Raw genomic sequence first — 15792 nt, forward strand, 5'->3', positions numbered from 1 at the left:
TAAAGAGGTCGAGACGGACATCAGAAGACAAGCGGAGACAATACAATGTCCCAGTCCCAGGCTCTTCCCGGTAACCTGTCCTGCGCCTCCTGCCACTCAAGTTGTCCACAAAAAATTAAGATAGGCAAACCGCCCACTCACCCCAGCCTCTTTTCAAGGAAGACGGCCAGGACGAGGAGAAGTCCGAGCCCCAGAACGGCCAGGTAGGGCCAGCGCGTCGTGACTTCAGAGGCGCTTACACCCGTTCCGCCGACCTCGAAAGACAGGTCAGCGCGCCCCTCGCCCCTGACGACTACCGCCACGAAGTCCTCGTCGCTCCTGACGGCCATCGTCCCTGAGACGTTGTCGCCTTTCACAGTAAAGACCGCCTTCCCGGTTCCGAGGGGGTCGAAGTCCTCCCTCTCGCTGTTGAGCGTGAAGTGGTAGGCTTTTAGCTCCAGGTTTTTGCCGCTGGCTTTTATAGTCAGTTTCTTTCCGCGGAGGGAGGTGGCGTTGATTATTACCACCTCAAGCCCCTCACCGAAGGGTTTCCTCTCCAGCTCAAGCGTGACGTTCTCCGGTTCCTCCATGTAGCGCGCAACGAGCAGGACCGAGTCAAAGAAGCCCTTTCCTTCAACCATGAGCATGAACTCGCTCTCGTTGAAGATAACGAAGTCGGGCCTCCCCTCTGGAGATGAAGAAGTGTGGAGTATATCACCGTAGGGGCTGAGGACGTGGAGCTTCAAGTCCTCCCCCTGGCGGACGTAGCGCCCGTAGAGAAAGGCTATCTTTTCCCCGGTGACGTTTTCGAAGATGTAAGGGGGCGTCACGTCGCGCCAGACCACGTGGTAGGGGAGTCCTAAGTAGTGAACCTCAGACGTGAAGTTGCTCTTGGCGAGCCAGTTGTCCCCGTAAACCGGGAGCCTCCCCGCCCCGCTGACCTCCAGCGTGAGTGAATAGCCCTCGCCGTTTACCGTGGCGTTGAACTTCAGCGGGGCCTCCACGCGGAAGCCCGAGGGGAAGCTCGGCAGCGAGACGACGAGGGTCAGCTGGACGCTCCCTTCAACGTTGAGGGTCCTGACCTCGTTCTGGCCGTAATAGAAGGCGTACCTAACCGAATCCGGCAGTCCGGCAACACCGAGCTCTACCCTTCCTTTTCCCGTGACCACAAGGCTGTATGTAGCAGACCCGCCGAGGTATGTTCTCGCGTAGTCGTTGACGAACCGCACGCCCAGGCCCCTTTCGAGCATGAGGGGCACGCTTGTCGTGAAATCGGCCGAGGAGATAACGACGGTGGCGTAATCCACATCCTCGGTCAGGTTGAAGGCCACCTCCCTCTCCTCGCCCTCGCGGAGGCTGATGTCGAGGTAGAGGGGCGAGCCGACAATAACCGAGTTGCTCATGACGCTGACCTTTCCGTGGAAGTGGCCGCCGTCGTTTTTGAGTCTTATTCTCAGCGTTTCCCCGTCGAAGGAGTACGAGACGAGCGAGATATCGGGTGGCTGGAAGTAGAAGGTCTCCTGGGCAACGGCACCGTAATCAACGACCACCGCACCCTGAAGGGGGTTTCTATCAAAGGTTACCTCCTTTTGCTCGCCCCTTTCGAGGTGAACCTCCTTTTTCTCCAGGGTGAGCCCTCCGGCCGTGAGCATAACGGTCGCGTTAACATCATCTCCGTGGTTGAGGAGCGTTACGTGCAGTTTCTCATCACGCCTTATGGAGGTTATCTCAACCTGCTTTTCAATATCCTCAATGACAACGTTCTTGGTGAGCTCCCCAATGGACAGCACCAAAATGCCGGAAGGAGGGGTTTTAACCTTAAAGCTCACCTCGTCCCCCCGTTTAAGGCTCACGGAGAGCTCCTTCACGAGGAGGCCGTTTGAATACACCCTAAGCGTGTCGTTTATGCCGTAGTAGCCGTCCCACCTCACGCTGAGCCTTGTGTACGTGTCAAATGACTCAACAACCCTCACCGAAAAGTCCTCTTTCTTGACTATCTCCAGCCTCGAATAGTTCCCGCTGAGGTGGAGGACGAGCTTCTTAGTGGTCGGGTCGAAGCGCCCGACTGTGTAGTTAACCCCGTTGAAAAAGAGGCTCTCCCCAAAGCCAAGCACGCTTGAGTTTGACCCTGTGGGGCCCTCAACGCGCAGGTATATCCTGTCTCCCGAGGGGGAGGGGTCGAAGGTGACAACGCTGTCGTCAACGAGCAGAACCTCGTCGAGCCCAAGCTCGACCGGATACGCGAGGACGTTTCCAGCAAAGATGAGGAGGATTAGAGGTATCAGGACTTTTCTCATCGCCATCACCTCAGTCAGGGTACTCCTTGCGGTAGATGCCCAGCAGTGTGAAGAGCAGGGCCGCGATTATGCTCCCTATGAAGAACAGCGCCGTCATTCTGGGCTCGCCCTTGTAGGCATCGAGGCCGGCGTGGAGAGTGAAGTGGCTCTTGAGGAGCACCCCCACCTGGTAGTTGAGCGTGAAGCGCTCCGGGTTGTCAAAGAACGGCAGCTGGGGCAGTATGAACTGCGCAACGAAGACTAGGGCGAAGGCCGAGAGTGAAGCGTAGAGGGGGCGCGAGACGACCACCGACAGGAGCACAGCCAGCGCACCCAGCGCCCCGAGGAGCAGGAGTGTAACGCCGAGGGCGTAGAGTGCCTCATCGAAAGTCGCCCTAAAGCCTTCAAGGCCCGCCTTGTAGAGCAGAACCCCGTATATCTGGAGGACAAGATACGGGACTCCAAAGAGTACCGCTATGCCGGTCATTCCGGCTAAAAACTTACCGAAGACTATCTCGCTCTTTCGTATGGGCTTCGTTAGGAGAAGCCTTATGGTGCCCCTGTCTATCTCGCTCGCGAGGAGGTCGCTCATGAGGATTATGGCCACGAGCTGGCCGATAACGCCGAGCCAGAAGTTCACCATGAACTCGGAGGTGACTATCTGAAAGGACCGCTCAAGGGCCTTTGCTCCATACTCCGTTATCTCCTCGTGGGTGAAGAAGTAGACCACCACGGGCAGGAGCATGGCAGCGAGCATGACCTTGAACCGCCTCGCCCTAAGTATCCTCGAGACCTCGCTTGAGTAGAGGACGCCTATCACCCTTCCACCTCCAGGCTGAACTTCTCCATGAGGATTCTTTCGAGGGGGCTCGTGTGGGGCTTGAAGAGTTTGAGCCTTATCCCGTTCGAGCTGAGGTACTTCGGGAACGCCAGGAAGAACTCGTCGAGGAACTTCGGCTCCACGATGACCCTGATGACATTGTCCTCCTCCCACGCCTCCCGGATGTAGGGCTTCTCGCGCAGAAACTCCATCGCCCTGTCGTTATCGGAGGTCACCACATCGTACTCGTTTTCCTCTATCTGCGTCAGGTCGCTTATCTTCCCCTGGGCTATCATCCGGCCCTGGTTGATTATCCCCACGTAGTTGCACATCTTCTCTATCTCGCTGACTATGTGAGAGCTCACGAAAATCGTCTTGCCCTTCTTGGAGAGCTCAACAACCCTGCCGATGAACTCTATCCTGCCGAGGGGGTCGAGGTTTGCGGTCGGCTCGTCTAGGATTAAAAGCTCTGGGTCGGGCATGAGCGCCATTGCGAACATGACCCTCTGCTTCTGCCCGCTCGAAAGCTCCTTCATCTTGTTGAGCGCTATCCTCCCCACACCGACGTACGCCATCAGTTCCTTCGCCCTCTCCCTGGCTTCTTCTTTCTTCATTCCGGAGAGGCGCCCCATGTAGGTTAGGAACTCGAAGATTGTCATGTTCTCGTAAGCGATGGGCTTCTCGGGCATGTAGCCGACCCTCTTCATTATCTCCACTCTTTCCCTCGGCATGTTCATCCCGAAAATCTCAATCTCGCCGTAGGTGGGCCTCAGCGCCCCCGTGAGCATTTTGATAGTAGTCGTTTTGCCCGCTCCGTTCGGCCCGAGGAAGCCGTAAACAACACCCTCCGGAACCCTTAAATCGAGGTTGTACACCACGTTGCGCTTTCCGAAAAACTTTGTTAACTTTTCAGTCCTGATGAGCTCCATAAGGGGACACCCTAATGACGTTTTGTCCGTTAATACCATAATCTCAACGATTTAAAAGCATTCCCATGGAGTTATAAGCCACCAGAGGAGAATCAAAAAGAGAGAAGGCATCAGAAGACGAGCGGAGCGCGGTACTCACCCCAGACCTCTCTGAGGACGTCGGTGACCTCACCGAGCGTTGCGAGGTGCCTGTGCGCCTCGATGATGTACGGCATGAGGTTCTCGTCCTCGTTCTCGGCCGCGTTCCGGAGCTTGTCAAGGGTCTCCTCGACCTTCTTGTTGTCCCTCTCCGAGCGGAGCTTCTTGAGCCTCTCAATCTGCTTCTCCCTGATGCTCGGGTCGACCTTGAGGATTTCGACCTCGATGGGCTCGTCGGTCTGGAACTTGTTGACGCCGACGATTATCCTCTTTCCTTCCTCGATCTCCTTCTGGTATTTGTAGGCACTCTCGGCAATCTCCTTCTGGATGTAACCGCGCTCGATGGCGCGCATCATGCCGCCCATCTTCTGAATTTTCTCGATGTACTTCAAAGCTTCTTCGTAGATGTGGTCGGTGAGCCACTCGATGTAGTAGGCTCCGCCGAGCGGGTCAACGGTGTCAGCGACACCGCTCTCGTAGGCGATAATCTGCTGTGTCCTGAGGGCTATCCTGACGCTCTTCTCGGTCGGAAGGCTCAGCGCTTCGTCGTAGGAGTTTGTGTGGAGGCTCTGCGTTCCACCGAGGACGGCCGCGAGCGCCTGAATGGCGACGCGGATTATGTTGTTCTCGGGCTGTTGTGCCGTGAGGGTTGAACCAGCTGTTTGAGTGTGGAAGCGGAGCATCATGGAGCGCGGGTTCTTGGCGTTGAACCACTCCTTCATTATGTAGGCCCAGAGCCTTCTCGCGGCCCTGAACTTGGCTATCTCCTCAAGGAAGTTGTTGTGGGCGTTGAAGAAGAAGCTCAGCCTCGGAGCGAACTTGTCAACGTCCATGCCCCTCTCTATGACTGCCTTGACGTACTCTATACCGTCGGCAAGGGTGAAAGCGACTTCCTGGACGGCGTTGGCACCGGCCTCACGGATGTGGTAGCCGCTTATGCTTATCGGGTTCCACTTGGGAACGTTCTCGGCACAGTACATGATGATGTCAGTGGTGAGCCTCATGCTCGGCTGCGGCGGGAAGATGTAGGTTCCCCTCGCTATGTACTCCTTGAGGATATCGTTCTGAACCGTACCGCGGAGCTTCTCCTGGGGGACTCCCTGCTCCTCGGCAACGAGTATGTACATAGCCAGGAGGTTGGCCGCAGTCGAGTTGATGGTCATGCTCGTTGAGACCCTGTCGAGCGGGATTCCGTCGAAGAGAATCCTCATATCCCAGAGGGAGTCGATTGCCACACCGACCTTTCCGACCTCGCCCTCGGCCATCGGGTGGTTGGAGTCGTAACCGAGCTGGGTCGGAAGGTCGAAGGCAACGCTTAAACCCGTCTGGCCCTGCTCAAGGAGGTACTTGTAGCGCTTGTTGCTCTCCTCCGCTGTTGCATAACCGGCGTACTGCCTCATGGTCCAGAAGCGGCCGCGGTACATGGTCGCGTAAACGCCACGGGTGAACGGGTACTCTCCGGGGAAGCCGAGCTTCTCAAGGTAGTCCCAGTCCTCGCCAAGGTCTGCGGGGGTGTAAAGGCGCTTGATTTCAAAACCGTCGTCCGTCATGAACTTTTCCTTTCTCTCGGGGGCCTTCTGGAGGAACTTCGTGACTGTAGTTTCTTCCCAGCGCTTTTCCTCCTCGCGAATCTTGGAGAGCTTCTCCTTATCGAAGGTCATACCAACCACCGCTTAGGGTTGGGCGGTGGAACTATAAAAACCTTTTACATAGCGAAAGGTCGCCTTTGTCATTGGATAAAAAGTCCAGTTTGAGCGGTTCGAAAACCTGACAGAACTTCGAGTAGAGAAGGGCATTGTTTTGAACATTGTTCCAAATTAGAGCAAAAATCCTAATAAATCAGGAAGTCCTAAATAAGAAACCGAAAACTTTGCGGAGGTGGTGGCGTGCAGACCGTGACAAGGAGGGCCAGCTCCAAATGGGTAACCGGGCTGAGGCCCAGGCTGGAGGAAGCCTTTTCGCGCGGGGCCTTCGAGGGAACCCTTATCGGAAAGGCCGAGCTCAAGGGACTTGATATGCTGGAGGTCGTTGAGATAAAGCTCGTTCCCGGGAAGCCCGAGGGACCGTCCTTCGAGGTCTCTGGTAGAATCGTGACGTTCAAGTTCCCCGTGGAGAAGGGGGAGAGCCTTGACGACGTCTACTACCCCCTGATGGGCATGCTCAACAGGGTCTAAAGCTTTAAGCCTCACCCCCAAGTTTTTGTGATGCTCGTCAAAGGTATCGGCCTCGACAGCTCGGCAAGGCTTACCTTCCAGAGCCACGCCCACAGCGACCACTTCGTTAGCGGGGAGCTCATCTTCGCGACCAGGGCGACCAAGTTCCTCAGCCACCTCAGGAAGGGCGGGTTCTACCGCGAGGTCAGGTTCGGGAAGACCTTCTACATTGGCGACTTCAAGGCCAGGCTCTACCCAGCAGGCCACATGCTCGGTTCGGCCGGAATAAAGCTCTGGCTCGAAAACGGCACACTCTTCTACACCGGGGACACCAAGTGGTTCAAGCTTAGAACCGCCGAGAAGAGCCGTTTTCCTAGGGCGGACTTCCTGATAATCGAGGCAACCTTTGGAGTTCCACACTTTACGTTCCCCACGCCGAGGGAAACGGAGAAAAAACTGATAGCCTTCGTAGAGGAAGCGCTCGACAGGGGGAAGAGGCCCGCCCTCTACGTCAACCAGATGGGAAAGGCCCAGGAGGTCATGAAGATACTCGACGTCCACGGGATAACGGTTAAGCCCTCGCGGGAGATGCTCAAGGTCGCCAGGGTGTACTCAAAGTTCGGCGTCAGGTTCCGCAACGTGGAGAGGGACGGAGAGGTCGTCCTGCGCCCCTACCGCTCGCCCAGGGTTGAAAACTCTCTATCCCCCTGGGAACTGACCGTTTCGGGCTTTGGGAGGCTGAGGCTCAGCAACCACGCCGACTTCTGGGAGCTGATCAGGATAGTGGAGAAGGTAAGACCCGAGAGGGTGTTCACCGTTTACGGCTTCGCAAGGGAGTTTGCGGGTATTTTGAGGGGACTTGGCTACGATTCTGAACCCGTGACCCCCGATGCACAGATGGATATTTAGTAACATATGGGGACTAAAATCGAAAAGTTTATAAAGGATTCCTTTTTAGTAACTACTAGTAACCAAAAACAAAGACCATTGGGGGTGGTGCCGATGGTCTGGAGGAGGGACCGCTACTGGGACCCCTTCGACATAATGAGGGAAATACAGGAGGAGATTGACGCCATATTCCGCGACTTCATGCGCGGTCCAAGGCTCTGGAGCTACCGCGAGCCCGGGGAGAGCGTCAGCATCAGCGAGACCTGGCGCGAGCCCTTCGTGGACATCTTCGACCGCGGTGACAGGTTCATCATCACCGTCGAGCTCCCCGGAGTCAGGAAGGAGGACATCAAGCTCCGCGTTACAGAGGACACCGTTTACATCGAGGCCCAGATAAGGCGCGAGAAGGAGCTCGAAAAGGAGGGCGCAGTGAGGATCGAGCGCTACTACAGCGGCTACAGGAGGGTCATCAGGCTTCCTGAGGAGGTCGTTCCCGAGAAGGCAAAGGCAAGGTACAACAACGGCGTCCTCGAAATCGAGCTCCCCAAGAAGGCCCCGAAGAAGGCCGAGGGAGAGGGCTTCGAGGTCAAGATTGAGTGAGAGGGAAGACAAGGGGGACACCCCCTTATCTTCCTCTACCATCAAACCCCCGTAGTGGGGCTTCGCCCCACACCCCGCTTTAACTTTAACACCGGAGGGGGCTCCGCCCCCTACAACCCCCGATAAATGACTCGGCAATTCCCGATAAAATAAAACTCTAACAATCATCGCTCACAAAACGGAGGTGGTGTATATGAGCGAGAGGAAGGAAATCAAGCTTAAGGTCGCGTCCGCTTATCAGAGGGACGTTGGAAGGGGAATTGTGAGAATTGATAGGAAGGCAATGCGCGAGCTCGGCGTCCAGTCAGGAGACATAGTCGAGATTATCGGAACCAAGAACACCGCCGCCGTCGTCTGGCCCGCCTACCCTGAGGACGAGGGACTCGGAATCATCAGAATGGACGGAACCATCAGGAAGAACGCCGGCGTCGGGCTTGGTGACGAGGTCACTGTGAGGAGGGCCGAGGTCAAGGAGGCAAGGAAGGTCATAGTAGCCCCGACCGAACCAATCCGCTTTGGCCGCGACTTCGTCGAGTGGCTCCACAGCAGGCTCGTCGGCAGGCCGGTAGTCAGGGGAGACTACATCAAGGTCGGCATCCTCGGTCAGGAGCTCACCTTCGTCGTCACCGCGACTACTCCAGCTGGAATCGTCCAGATAACCGAGTTCACTGACTTCCAGATCAGCGAGAAGCCCGTTAAGGAGGTCGCCAAGACGGCCACGCTCGGTGTCACCTACGAGGACATAGGTGGCCTAAAGGACGTCATCCAGAAGGTCAGGGAGATGATTGAGCTCCCGCTCAAGCACCCGGAGATATTCGAGAAGCTCGGCATCGAGCCGCCCAAGGGAGTGCTCCTCTACGGTCCGCCCGGAACCGGTAAGACTCTCTTAGCGAAGGCCGTCGCTAACGAGGCCAACGCCCACTTCATAGCCATCAACGGCCCCGAGATAATGAGCAAGTACTACGGTGAGAGCGAGGAGAGACTTAGAGAGGTCTTCAAGGAGGCCGAAGAGAACGCGCCGGCGATAATCTTCATCGATGAGATTGACAGCATTGCCCCGAAGAGGGAAGAGACCCACGGTGAGGTCGAGAAGAGGGTTGTTTCACAGCTCCTCACGCTCATGGACGGCCTCAAGAGCAGGGGCAAGGTCATCGTCATCGGTGCCACCAACAGGCCTGACGCCATAGACCCTGCCCTCAGGAGGCCAGGAAGGTTTGACAGGGAGATTGAAGTCGGCGTTCCCGACAAGCAGGGTAGAAAGGAGATACTCCAGATACACACCAGAGGAATGCCAATTGAGCCCGACTTCAGGAAGGACAAGGTAATTGAGATACTGGAGAAGCTCCGCGGTGACGAGCGCTTCAGGAGCGTTATAGAGGGAGCCATCGAGAAGGTAGAGAAGGCGAAGGACGAGGAGGAGATAAAGAGGGCCCTCAGGGAGTTCGACGAGAGGCTCTACGACGAGGTCAAGGCGAGGCTCATCGATGCCCTGCTGGAGGAGCTGGCCGAGGTCACCCACGGCTTCGTCGGTGCTGACCTCGCCGCCCTTGCGAGAGAGGCCGCTATGGCGGCGCTCAGGAGGCTCATCAAGGAGGGCAAGATTGACTTCGAGGCCGAGCACATACCGAGGGAGGTCCTTGAAGAGCTGAAAGTGACGAGGAGGGACTTCTACGAGGCGCTCAAGATGGTCGAGCCGTCGGCACTCAGGGAGGTCCTCCTCGAGGTTCCGAACGTCCGCTGGGACGACATAGGTGGATTAGAAGACGTCAAGCAGGAGCTCAGAGAAGCCGTCGAGTGGCCACTCAAGTACCCGGAGGCCTTTATGGGACTCGGCATAACCCCACCAAAGGGAATCCTGCTCTACGGCCCGCCCGGAACTGGTAAAACGCTCCTCGCGAAGGCGGTGGCGAACGAGAGCGAGGCCAACTTCATAGCCATCAAGGGTCCAGAGGTGCTCAGCAAGTGGGTCGGTGAGAGCGAGAAGAACATCAGGGAGATATTCAGGAAGGCCAGGCAGGCGGCTCCGACGGTGATATTCATCGACGAGATTGACGCCATCGCACCGCGCAGGGGCACCGACGTGAACCGCGTCACCGACAGGCTCATCAACCAGTTACTCACCGAAATGGACGGAATCCAGGAGAACAGCGGCGTGGTCGTCATAGCCGCAACAAACAGGCCGGACATCATCGACCCGGCCCTGCTCAGGCCAGGAAGGTTCGACAGGCTCATACTCGTGCCGGCACCCGACGAGAAGGCCAGGCTGGAGATATTCAAGGTGCACACCAGGAAGGTTCCGCTGGCTGAGGATGTCAACCTCGAGGAGCTCGCCAAGAGAACCGAGGGCTACACCGGTGCCGACATCGAGGCGGTGGTCAGAGAGGCCGCGATGCTCGCCATGAGGAGGGCGCTCCAGGAGGGCATCATCAGGCCTGGAATGAAGGCCGACGAAATCAGGAGGAAGGTCAAGGTCACCATGAAGGACTTCGAGGAGGCCCTCAAGAAGATCGGGCCGTCGGTGAGCAAGGAGACGATGGAGTACTACAGGAAGATACAGGAGCAGTTCAAACAGGCCAGAGGGTGAAGGCAGAGCCTGGGGGCGCTTGTCCCTTTGAAATTTCTCTTTTTCTCGGAGGTGACGGAGATGATTTATGGAGTGCTTCTGAGCATACCTGAAAAGTTCGTGGCGAAGTACGAGGACGAGGTCAGAAAGGCGATAGGCTACGGCATAGCGAGGGGAGACATAATAAGCTTCACCGAGGCCAGATACAAAGGGGACGTAGCCTTCGTAATGCTCGCCCGCTCAAACAGGGCCGCTGAGAGGGTCGCAAGTGAGCTGAAGGAACTGCCGATACACGTCAAAGTCATAGAAATTGAGGGAGAGGGCTGAGCCAGTTGCTCAGGCTACCCACTCAAGCTCATAGCCCCTTGCCCTGAGCTTTGTCATTTCTTCCTGCGCTATTCTTTCCGCCTTCTTGATGTCGTTTGTGACGACTATTTTTTCCTTCGGAAGGGTGTTGTTCATGTAGTAGACAATCCTCACGAGCATGGGCCATCACCCCGTATATCACCAGTGGTGAAAAGACAGCCGTGAGGGCTTTAAAAACATTATTGGACAGAATAGTACACCAAAGCACAGAAAATTGTGGGCAGAATAGCGTATTATAGCCCACTACTGGACACGAGAACAGACGTGTGCCCACCTGGGGGCGATGAAGAATGAGAAAGGGAGTCACTCAAGCTTCTCAAGCTCGTAGACCATGGCGTCCTTCCGCCTGAGCTCCTGCACGGCTATCAGCCTTGCCTCATCAGCTGTTTCGGCCTCAAACACGATTGTCTTTCCGCTCTCCTCTCCACCGTGGAGGGTGAGGGCCCACTTCATACCATCACCGCGGTGTTTGACATATTGCCAAACTTTATAAATTTTGTTGGGTCAGATTTGTCACATGAGGCTCATCATAAGGTGTGGAATTATCAAAATGCTCATTGAGAACGCACGGCGTTCTGACGTTGAAGTGTGCGGGTTTCTCTTAGGTAGAAGGGAAGGCGATACCTTTAGGGTTCTGGAAGTAAGGACGGTAAAGAACAGGCTCAACTCTCCGGAAGCCTTTGAGATGGAGCCTGAGGAAATGGTGAAGGTTCTCGACGAGGCCGAGAGGAGGGATCTTGATGTCGTCGGGATTTTTCACTCGCACCCCCACTATCCCCCCGTGCCCAGCGAGAGGGACGTGGAGGGGATGAAGAACTGGCGGGTCCCCTGGCTCATCATCACGCCGGAAGGGGAAGCTGGGGCATGGGTTCTAAGAGAAGGAGAGGTGGAGGAGGTCAAAATCGTAGATGAAGCTAATGACGCCAGAGAGGGTATAAAGGCACTCGCCAAGACAGTCCGAAGGGGAACCTTCGGCGAGGGAGGAACGAACGAGGAATTCAGAAAACTAAGACTTGAGGCACTCACACAGAGGGACTCGATTAATCTCCCCTAATAACTATCTCTATCCTCCTGCCCTCGCGGTAGCCCTTCATCGCCGAGAGCATACCCTTTATCGTCTTCTCTACCAGCTCCTGCACCCAGTCCTTCATCGGGAGGACCTGGCCGTCTATCTTGACGGTGACCTTTGGCTTCGAACTCAGGACGACGCAGTCGTTGGGGGTCTTTTCACCCTTGACGATAAGTCTGGCCATCTCGGCGCAGTTGAAGCCGCAGAGGCCGCAGTCTATGTTGGGGAGCATGAAGGCCCTTTTCTCGACGAGGTCTGCGAGCCTCTCTGGCTCCTTCGTCGCATCAATAACCGGGAGGCCATCAACTTCCTCCACGCCGGTTGAAGCTATAACCCCGCTCACCGCTATGGCGAGGCCGTCGTTGAGCTCCCTAACATCGGCTTCGCTCCTCGCACAAATTACCTTGGGGACGTGCCGGGCTGACTTAAAGCCCTCCAGCAGGAGGAAATCCGCCGATACCATTGAGAAGAGCGCGTTTATGTCCTTGGCCTTGAAGAGCACCGCGTCGGTGTCGTGCGCCCTGACTACGACCTCATCGGCGACCTTTGAGAACCTCCAGGTGTCACTCCCTTCCCTGTCAAAGTCCGCGTGCATGCTCTTGGCTATCGCAACGCGGTAGCCACGCTCTTTGAGAACCCTCGCAACCGCTTCAACCGTCGTCGTCTTCCCGCTCTTCTTGAAGCCAACGAAGGCAACGGCCTTCATTTTCTCACCTCACAGCAGGGTTATCCAGTTGAGGTCGTCTATCTTGACTATCAGCTCTTTGGCCCTGTTGCCCGCGTAGTCGGTAACTTCCCTGAGAAGGATTACCTCCTCGTCGAAGTCCTCAAGGACTCCCGAAAAGCTGGTCTCACTTCCAATGCCCACCGCAACCATCTTGCCCTTCCAGCGCTCAAGCGTCTTGTCAAGGAGGTACTGTTTCTCGCTCATACTCATCCCCCGCCGTTGCTATACCCCAAGTTTTTAATACTTTCTCGGCCACATCTGTGTGAGCACCAACGAACAAAAACGTGCAGAAAAGTTTATTAACTATTAACCTTGCCCCCCAGTATCACTATAAGTGATATCCATCTGGACACACCACCACCCGCCTCTCTTTTCCTTTTCTCCACAAAGCCTATAAGCGCCAACCGTTTTCCCCCTCAGGTGGTAGCATGAGGCTCGTCACGAAAAACGAAGCCGTCAAGCGTGCGCTCATTGAGGAGCTCAGAAAAGAGGGAGTCCGCTTCGAAGTCCGCTCCAGGGAGGGCTACGAGGCCTTTGTGGGGTACGCCATCGAGGGGACGCTGAAGGAGATTGAAGAGAAGATTGAAAGCCTTGAGGGTGCGGACGTAGAGGCCATCAAGGAAGGCTTCCTCTCATTCAGGGAGAGCCTCAACCACGTCCTTGAGCACCTGAAGGCGGGGGAAAAGGCGGACGAACTGCTCAAGGAGGGCCTTTGGGCGGCTGAGCTTCTCGACCAGCTCTACCGCAACGGGGCGATAGAGTACGATGGTACCAATGTCAAGCTCAAAGAGGGGACCAACATAGAGGAGCTCCGCTTCGAGTTCAAGTTCCCGTTCAACCTCGTCCACGACCCGGGAAAGGTCGAGGAGAAGGCCAAGCAGTTTGCCTTTGTGGATCTCGTCACGGAGCACGAGTTCGAGATCCTTGAGCTGAACATAGCAAAGGTCAATGCCCTTGGAAAGGTGGCCAGCAAGTACTTCCCCGAGGACTACCTGCTGAAGGTCTACTTTGCCCTCGTCGGCAGGGCAATAGTGGCAGAGGAAATCCTGAAGGCGCTCGGTGACAGGAAAGTCCCGGAGGAAGAGCTCATAAAAGGCTTCCTCAGGGCCGCACCCATAGTCGTGCCAACCCCGAAGGGAACTCTCGTGATAAACTACTCGCGCAGTTCGTTTGAGGAGACGCTCAAGCTCCTCAAGAGGCTCGGCTACGTGGAGATAAAGGGCGGAAAGGTCAGAAAGCTCAAGGAGTTGGCCTGATTAATTCTTTCTCCCTTTTGAGGGTCAGGTACTCAACCCTCGCCCTCCCGTTTTTCTCCAGCCATTCAAGGAGCTCCCTTGCAAACTCGAACTTCTTCCGCTTGGTCTCCCACACGGGCGAGTGCTCCCTCAGCGATGGCTTGCTCCACCTGCCAACAATTTCGCCAAAGTCGAACCCCACCAGAACTATCTCCCTCGCCCCCAGCTCCTCGGCCAGAAAAGCGGCCCTGTCCCCGTCGGTAAAGCCCCCGAAGTTGTAGACGACGTCCAGGGGCTCCGTCTGGGTCGTGCCAAGAATTCTGGAGAATAAAGGCAAGTAGGCGGTCAGCTTGTCAATGTTGTCCCCGTGGGCGTGGACTACCAGAAAAGCGCCCCGGTCATTAGCAATCTTTATGTCCGGAACCCGGCCGTCGAGGTCCGTCACTATTATGTCCGGCACGAGCCCGGTTTCGAGGAGGGCCGAGGTCGCCCCGTCGGCCGCTATAAGCGTCCCGTCAGAGAAGTCGTGCTCTTTAAGGGCTACCTCAAGGCTCGGCCCGGCGCCGAATACATACGCCTTTTTTTCGACAACCGAGGCCAGCTCGTCTTTTAAGATGTACTCATCTCCCTCAAGAAGGAGGGCCCTCAGCACCCGCGCGGCCTCGCGGTCTTTCTCGATGGAGTAGCCCATCTCCCTGGCGATGCGGAGGTAGAAAGGCTCCCAGTCTTTCCACTTCATCGGCTCACCAACAGGGGTTGGAGCGGAGGTTTTTAAACTCTCCTCAGCCTTTCGTCGATTTTCAGCATCTCCCTCCACTGTCTCCCGGGCCAGTAAACCTGGCCGCAGTCCTCGCAGACGTAGAACTCGTCGTAGCTCTCGTAAACCTTCGAGGGAACTCTGTCCTTAACTTCTTCCTTCGAAACGGGCCGTATAGACCCGTTGCACTTTGGACAGCGGGCGTTCGGTGGAAAAAGCTCCTGGAACTCAACGCCGAAGCGCTTGAGCTCTCTCACCTGCCCCTCAAGGGAGTTCGAGCCCAGCAGGATTACATTGAGGCCGAACTTTCTCGCCCTCTCGGCGAGTCCGGAATCGCGGGTGAGGATTACCCTGCCTTCTCGCCTGGCAATTTCGATTATCTCGTCGTCGTCCTCAACGCCGTAGAGCGTGTCGTAGCCGTAGAGCCTGAGCCACCTCGCGAGCCGGCCGAGCATCATGTCGGCGATGAACTTCATGTTCCGAAGTTGGAGACAACCCTTATAAGGGGACTATTTCACAGCCATAAAATAGGTGGTGGGCTTGATAGTCTACTTCATAGGCACAGGGGGAAGCGAGGGAATCCCGGCGCACCTCTGCACCTGCCAGACCTGCAACGAGGCGAGGAAGTTTGGCTTCGCCCGAAGGCTGCCTTCAACGGTGGCCGTAATCACGGAGAACAAGAAAGCCGTCCTCTTCGACGTCGGGACGGACATAAGGGATGCTCTCCAAGTCCCGCTTGAAGCGATTTTCCTGACCCACTGGCACCACGACCACATCTACGGCCTCTACAAGCTCCGCTGGATGGCGCTGGAAACGCCGCTCTACGCGCCGGAGGGCCAAGCTGACGCGCTGATTCTAAACGAGCCCAAGAACCTCCGCCCGAAGACGATAAAGCCGGGCGACACCGTTGAAATAGACACCCTTAAAATCACGGCGCTCCACCTGAACCACCAAGTCGAGACCCTAGGCTACCTCATCGAGGAGGACGGAAAGAGTGTCGCCCTGCTCTACGACACCAAGGGCCTCCCTGAAGAGACGTGGAAGCTCCTTGAGGAAAAGGCACCCTTAAGGCTGGCGATAGTCGACGCGACTTATCCCCCGGGCGTTAACGACCCCTATCATAACAACGTGGACGAGGCCGCGGAAATTGGCCTCAAGCTCGCCGAGAGGACAGTTCTCAGCCACATCTCCCACAAAAACCTGCCCTTCCTCCAGCTGACCGAGTACGTGAGGAAGAAGTGGAAAAACAAAGTACTAGTGGCCTACGACGGCATGGTGTTCTACGTTTAGCC

General features: G+C 56.4%; 18 protein-coding genes. 8 read left to right on the forward strand and 10 right to left on the reverse strand.

Going from position 1 to position 15792, the window contains the following annotated elements; all coding sequences use genetic code 11:
• Positions 1 to 137: 137 nt before the first annotated feature.
• The 4 genes from TEU_RS10965 to TEU_RS10980 form a co-directional block, all read right to left on the reverse strand.
• Positions 138 to 2282, reverse strand: coding sequence for a hypothetical protein (locus tag TEU_RS10965; protein ID WP_144244861.1), 2145 nt, complete (start codon positions 2280 to 2282; stop codon positions 138 to 140).
• Between the two features lie 4 nt (positions 2283 to 2286).
• Positions 2287 to 3075: an ABC transporter permease gene (locus TEU_RS10970; protein ID WP_050003816.1), complete on the reverse strand. Its 789-nt coding sequence runs from the start codon at positions 3073 to 3075 to the stop codon at positions 2287 to 2289.
• On the reverse strand, positions 3072 to 4004 hold the full coding sequence (locus TEU_RS10975) for an ABC transporter ATP-binding protein (protein WP_050003817.1): 933 nt from the start codon (positions 4002 to 4004) through the stop codon (positions 3072 to 3074). The genes TEU_RS10970 and TEU_RS10975 overlap by 4 nt, the downstream gene beginning before the upstream one ends.
• Positions 4005 to 4114: 110 nt before the next feature.
• Positions 4115 to 5803: an acyl-CoA mutase large subunit family protein gene (locus TEU_RS10980; RefSeq protein ID WP_050003818.1), complete on the reverse strand. Its 1689-nt coding sequence runs from the start codon at positions 5801 to 5803 to the stop codon at positions 4115 to 4117.
• A 225-nt stretch (positions 5804 to 6028) separates the two neighbouring features.
• Here TEU_RS10980 and TEU_RS10985 point away from each other — a divergent pair, with 225 nt between their 5' ends.
• The 5 genes from TEU_RS10985 to TEU_RS11005 all read left to right on the forward strand — a co-directional run bounded on the left by TEU_RS10985 (position 6029) and on the right by TEU_RS11005 (position 10673).
• Positions 6029 to 6316 carry a hypothetical protein gene (locus TEU_RS10985; protein ID WP_050003819.1) on the forward strand — a complete coding sequence of 96 codons (288 nt, stop codon included), beginning with the start codon at positions 6029 to 6031 and terminating at the stop codon, positions 6314 to 6316.
• A gap of 30 nt (positions 6317 to 6346) precedes the next feature.
• Positions 6347 to 7204: an MBL fold metallo-hydrolase gene (locus tag TEU_RS10990; protein WP_050003820.1), complete on the forward strand. Its 858-nt coding sequence runs from the start codon at positions 6347 to 6349 to the stop codon at positions 7202 to 7204.
• Between the two features lie 93 nt (positions 7205 to 7297).
• A complete protein-coding gene (locus tag TEU_RS10995; protein ID WP_050003821.1) occupies positions 7298 to 7783 on the forward strand; it encodes an Hsp20/alpha crystallin family protein in 486 nt (161 codons plus the stop codon).
• A 193-nt stretch (positions 7784 to 7976) separates the two neighbouring features.
• Positions 7977 to 10367 carry a CDC48 family AAA ATPase gene (locus tag TEU_RS11000; protein WP_050003822.1) on the forward strand — a complete coding sequence of 797 codons (2391 nt, stop codon included), beginning with the start codon at positions 7977 to 7979 and terminating at the stop codon, positions 10365 to 10367.
• Between the two features lie 60 nt (positions 10368 to 10427).
• Positions 10428 to 10673: a hypothetical protein gene (locus tag TEU_RS11005; RefSeq protein WP_050003823.1), complete on the forward strand. Its 246-nt coding sequence runs from the start codon at positions 10428 to 10430 to the stop codon at positions 10671 to 10673.
• 9 nt (positions 10674 to 10682) lie between these two features.
• Here the strand turns inward: TEU_RS11005 and TEU_RS11805 are convergent, their stop codons facing one another.
• Together TEU_RS11805 and TEU_RS11810 are read right to left on the reverse strand one after the other, a co-directional pair.
• The gene (locus TEU_RS11805; protein ID WP_169741394.1) at positions 10683 to 10832 is read right to left on the reverse strand and encodes a hypothetical protein; all 150 of its coding nucleotides are present in this window, start codon (positions 10830 to 10832) and stop codon (positions 10683 to 10685) included.
• A 183-nt stretch (positions 10833 to 11015) separates the two neighbouring features.
• Positions 11016 to 11165, reverse strand: coding sequence for a hypothetical protein (locus TEU_RS11810; protein WP_169741395.1), 150 nt, complete (start codon positions 11163 to 11165; stop codon positions 11016 to 11018).
• A gap of 64 nt (positions 11166 to 11229) precedes the next feature.
• Between TEU_RS11810 and TEU_RS11010 the strand changes: the two genes are divergently transcribed.
• On the forward strand, positions 11230 to 11766 hold the full coding sequence (locus tag TEU_RS11010) for a M67 family metallopeptidase (RefSeq protein ID WP_081947247.1): 537 nt from the start codon (positions 11230 to 11232) through the stop codon (positions 11764 to 11766).
• On the opposite strand, the gene mobB is transcribed toward TEU_RS11010, so the two are convergent.
• Together mobB and TEU_RS11020 are read right to left on the reverse strand one after the other, a co-directional pair.
• A complete protein-coding gene (gene mobB, locus TEU_RS11015) occupies positions 11753 to 12487 on the reverse strand; it encodes a molybdopterin-guanine dinucleotide biosynthesis protein B (RefSeq protein WP_050003824.1) in 735 nt (244 codons plus the stop codon). The two genes, TEU_RS11010 and mobB, sit on opposite strands and share 14 nt — an antisense overlap.
• Before the next feature lie 9 nt (positions 12488 to 12496).
• Positions 12497 to 12718: an LSm family protein gene (locus TEU_RS11020; protein ID WP_081947248.1), complete on the reverse strand. Its 222-nt coding sequence runs from the start codon at positions 12716 to 12718 to the stop codon at positions 12497 to 12499.
• A gap of 218 nt (positions 12719 to 12936) precedes the next feature.
• Here TEU_RS11020 and TEU_RS11025 point away from each other — a divergent pair, with 218 nt between their 5' ends.
• Complete coding sequence (locus TEU_RS11025) at positions 12937 to 13764, forward strand: hypothetical protein (RefSeq protein WP_050003826.1); 828 nt, start codon at positions 12937 to 12939, stop codon at positions 13762 to 13764.
• On the opposite strand, the gene TEU_RS11030 is transcribed toward TEU_RS11025, so the two are convergent.
• On the reverse strand, positions 13748 to 14482 hold the full coding sequence (locus TEU_RS11030) for a 6-hydroxymethylpterin diphosphokinase MptE-like protein (RefSeq protein ID WP_050003827.1): 735 nt from the start codon (positions 14480 to 14482) through the stop codon (positions 13748 to 13750). The two genes, TEU_RS11025 and TEU_RS11030, sit on opposite strands and share 17 nt — an antisense overlap.
• Before the next feature lie 32 nt (positions 14483 to 14514).
• Positions 14515 to 14976 (reverse strand): DUF5615 family PIN-like protein, encoded by a 462-nt coding sequence (locus TEU_RS11035; protein WP_050003828.1) that lies wholly within the window; start codon positions 14974 to 14976, stop codon positions 14515 to 14517.
• Between the two features lie 64 nt (positions 14977 to 15040).
• Here TEU_RS11035 and TEU_RS11040 point away from each other — a divergent pair, with 64 nt between their 5' ends.
• On the forward strand, positions 15041 to 15790 hold the full coding sequence (locus TEU_RS11040) for an MBL fold metallo-hydrolase (protein ID WP_050003829.1): 750 nt from the start codon (positions 15041 to 15043) through the stop codon (positions 15788 to 15790).
• Positions 15791 to 15792: the final 2 nt, after the last annotated feature.

Source organism: Thermococcus eurythermalis (assembly GCF_000769655.1).
GTDB lineage: Archaea > Methanobacteriota_B > Thermococci > Thermococcales > Thermococcaceae > Thermococcus > Thermococcus eurythermalis.

Excerpts from the sequence above, each read along its gene's own strand:
- TEU_RS10965 (WP_144244861.1), bottom strand. The coding sequence starts at position 2,282 with ATGGCGATGAGAAAAGTCCTGATACCTCTAATCCTCCTCATCTTTGCT.
- TEU_RS10975 (WP_050003817.1), bottom strand. The coding sequence starts at position 4,004 with ATGGAGCTCATCAGGACTGAAAAGTTAACAAAGTTTTTCGGAAAGCGC.
- TEU_RS10980 (WP_050003818.1), bottom strand. The coding sequence starts at position 5,803 with ATGACCTTCGATAAGGAGAAGCTCTCCAAGATTCGCGAGGAGGAAAAG.
- TEU_RS10990 (WP_050003820.1), top strand. The coding sequence starts at position 6,347 with ATGCTCGTCAAAGGTATCGGCCTCGACAGCTCGGCAAGGCTTACCTTC.
- TEU_RS10995 (WP_050003821.1), top strand. The coding sequence starts at position 7,298 with ATGGTCTGGAGGAGGGACCGCTACTGGGACCCCTTCGACATAATGAGG.
- TEU_RS11000 (WP_050003822.1), top strand. The coding sequence starts at position 7,977 with ATGAGCGAGAGGAAGGAAATCAAGCTTAAGGTCGCGTCCGCTTATCAG.
- TEU_RS11005 (WP_050003823.1), top strand. The coding sequence starts at position 10,428 with ATGATTTATGGAGTGCTTCTGAGCATACCTGAAAAGTTCGTGGCGAAG.
- TEU_RS11805 (WP_169741394.1), bottom strand. The coding sequence starts at position 10,832 with ATGCTCGTGAGGATTGTCTACTACATGAACAACACCCTTCCGAAGGAA.
- TEU_RS11810 (WP_169741395.1), bottom strand. The coding sequence starts at position 11,165 with ATGAAGTGGGCCCTCACCCTCCACGGTGGAGAGGAGAGCGGAAAGACA.
- TEU_RS11010 (WP_081947247.1), top strand. The coding sequence starts at position 11,230 with ATGAGGCTCATCATAAGGTGTGGAATTATCAAAATGCTCATTGAGAAC.
- mobB (WP_050003824.1), bottom strand. The coding sequence starts at position 12,487 with ATGAAGGCCGTTGCCTTCGTTGGCTTCAAGAAGAGCGGGAAGACGACG.
- TEU_RS11020 (WP_081947248.1), bottom strand. The coding sequence starts at position 12,718 with ATGAGTATGAGCGAGAAACAGTACCTCCTTGACAAGACGCTTGAGCGC.
- TEU_RS11025 (WP_050003826.1), top strand. The coding sequence starts at position 12,937 with ATGAGGCTCGTCACGAAAAACGAAGCCGTCAAGCGTGCGCTCATTGAG.
- TEU_RS11030 (WP_050003827.1), bottom strand. The coding sequence starts at position 14,482 with ATGAAGTGGAAAGACTGGGAGCCTTTCTACCTCCGCATCGCCAGGGAG.
- TEU_RS11035 (WP_050003828.1), bottom strand. The coding sequence starts at position 14,976 with ATGAAGTTCATCGCCGACATGATGCTCGGCCGGCTCGCGAGGTGGCTC.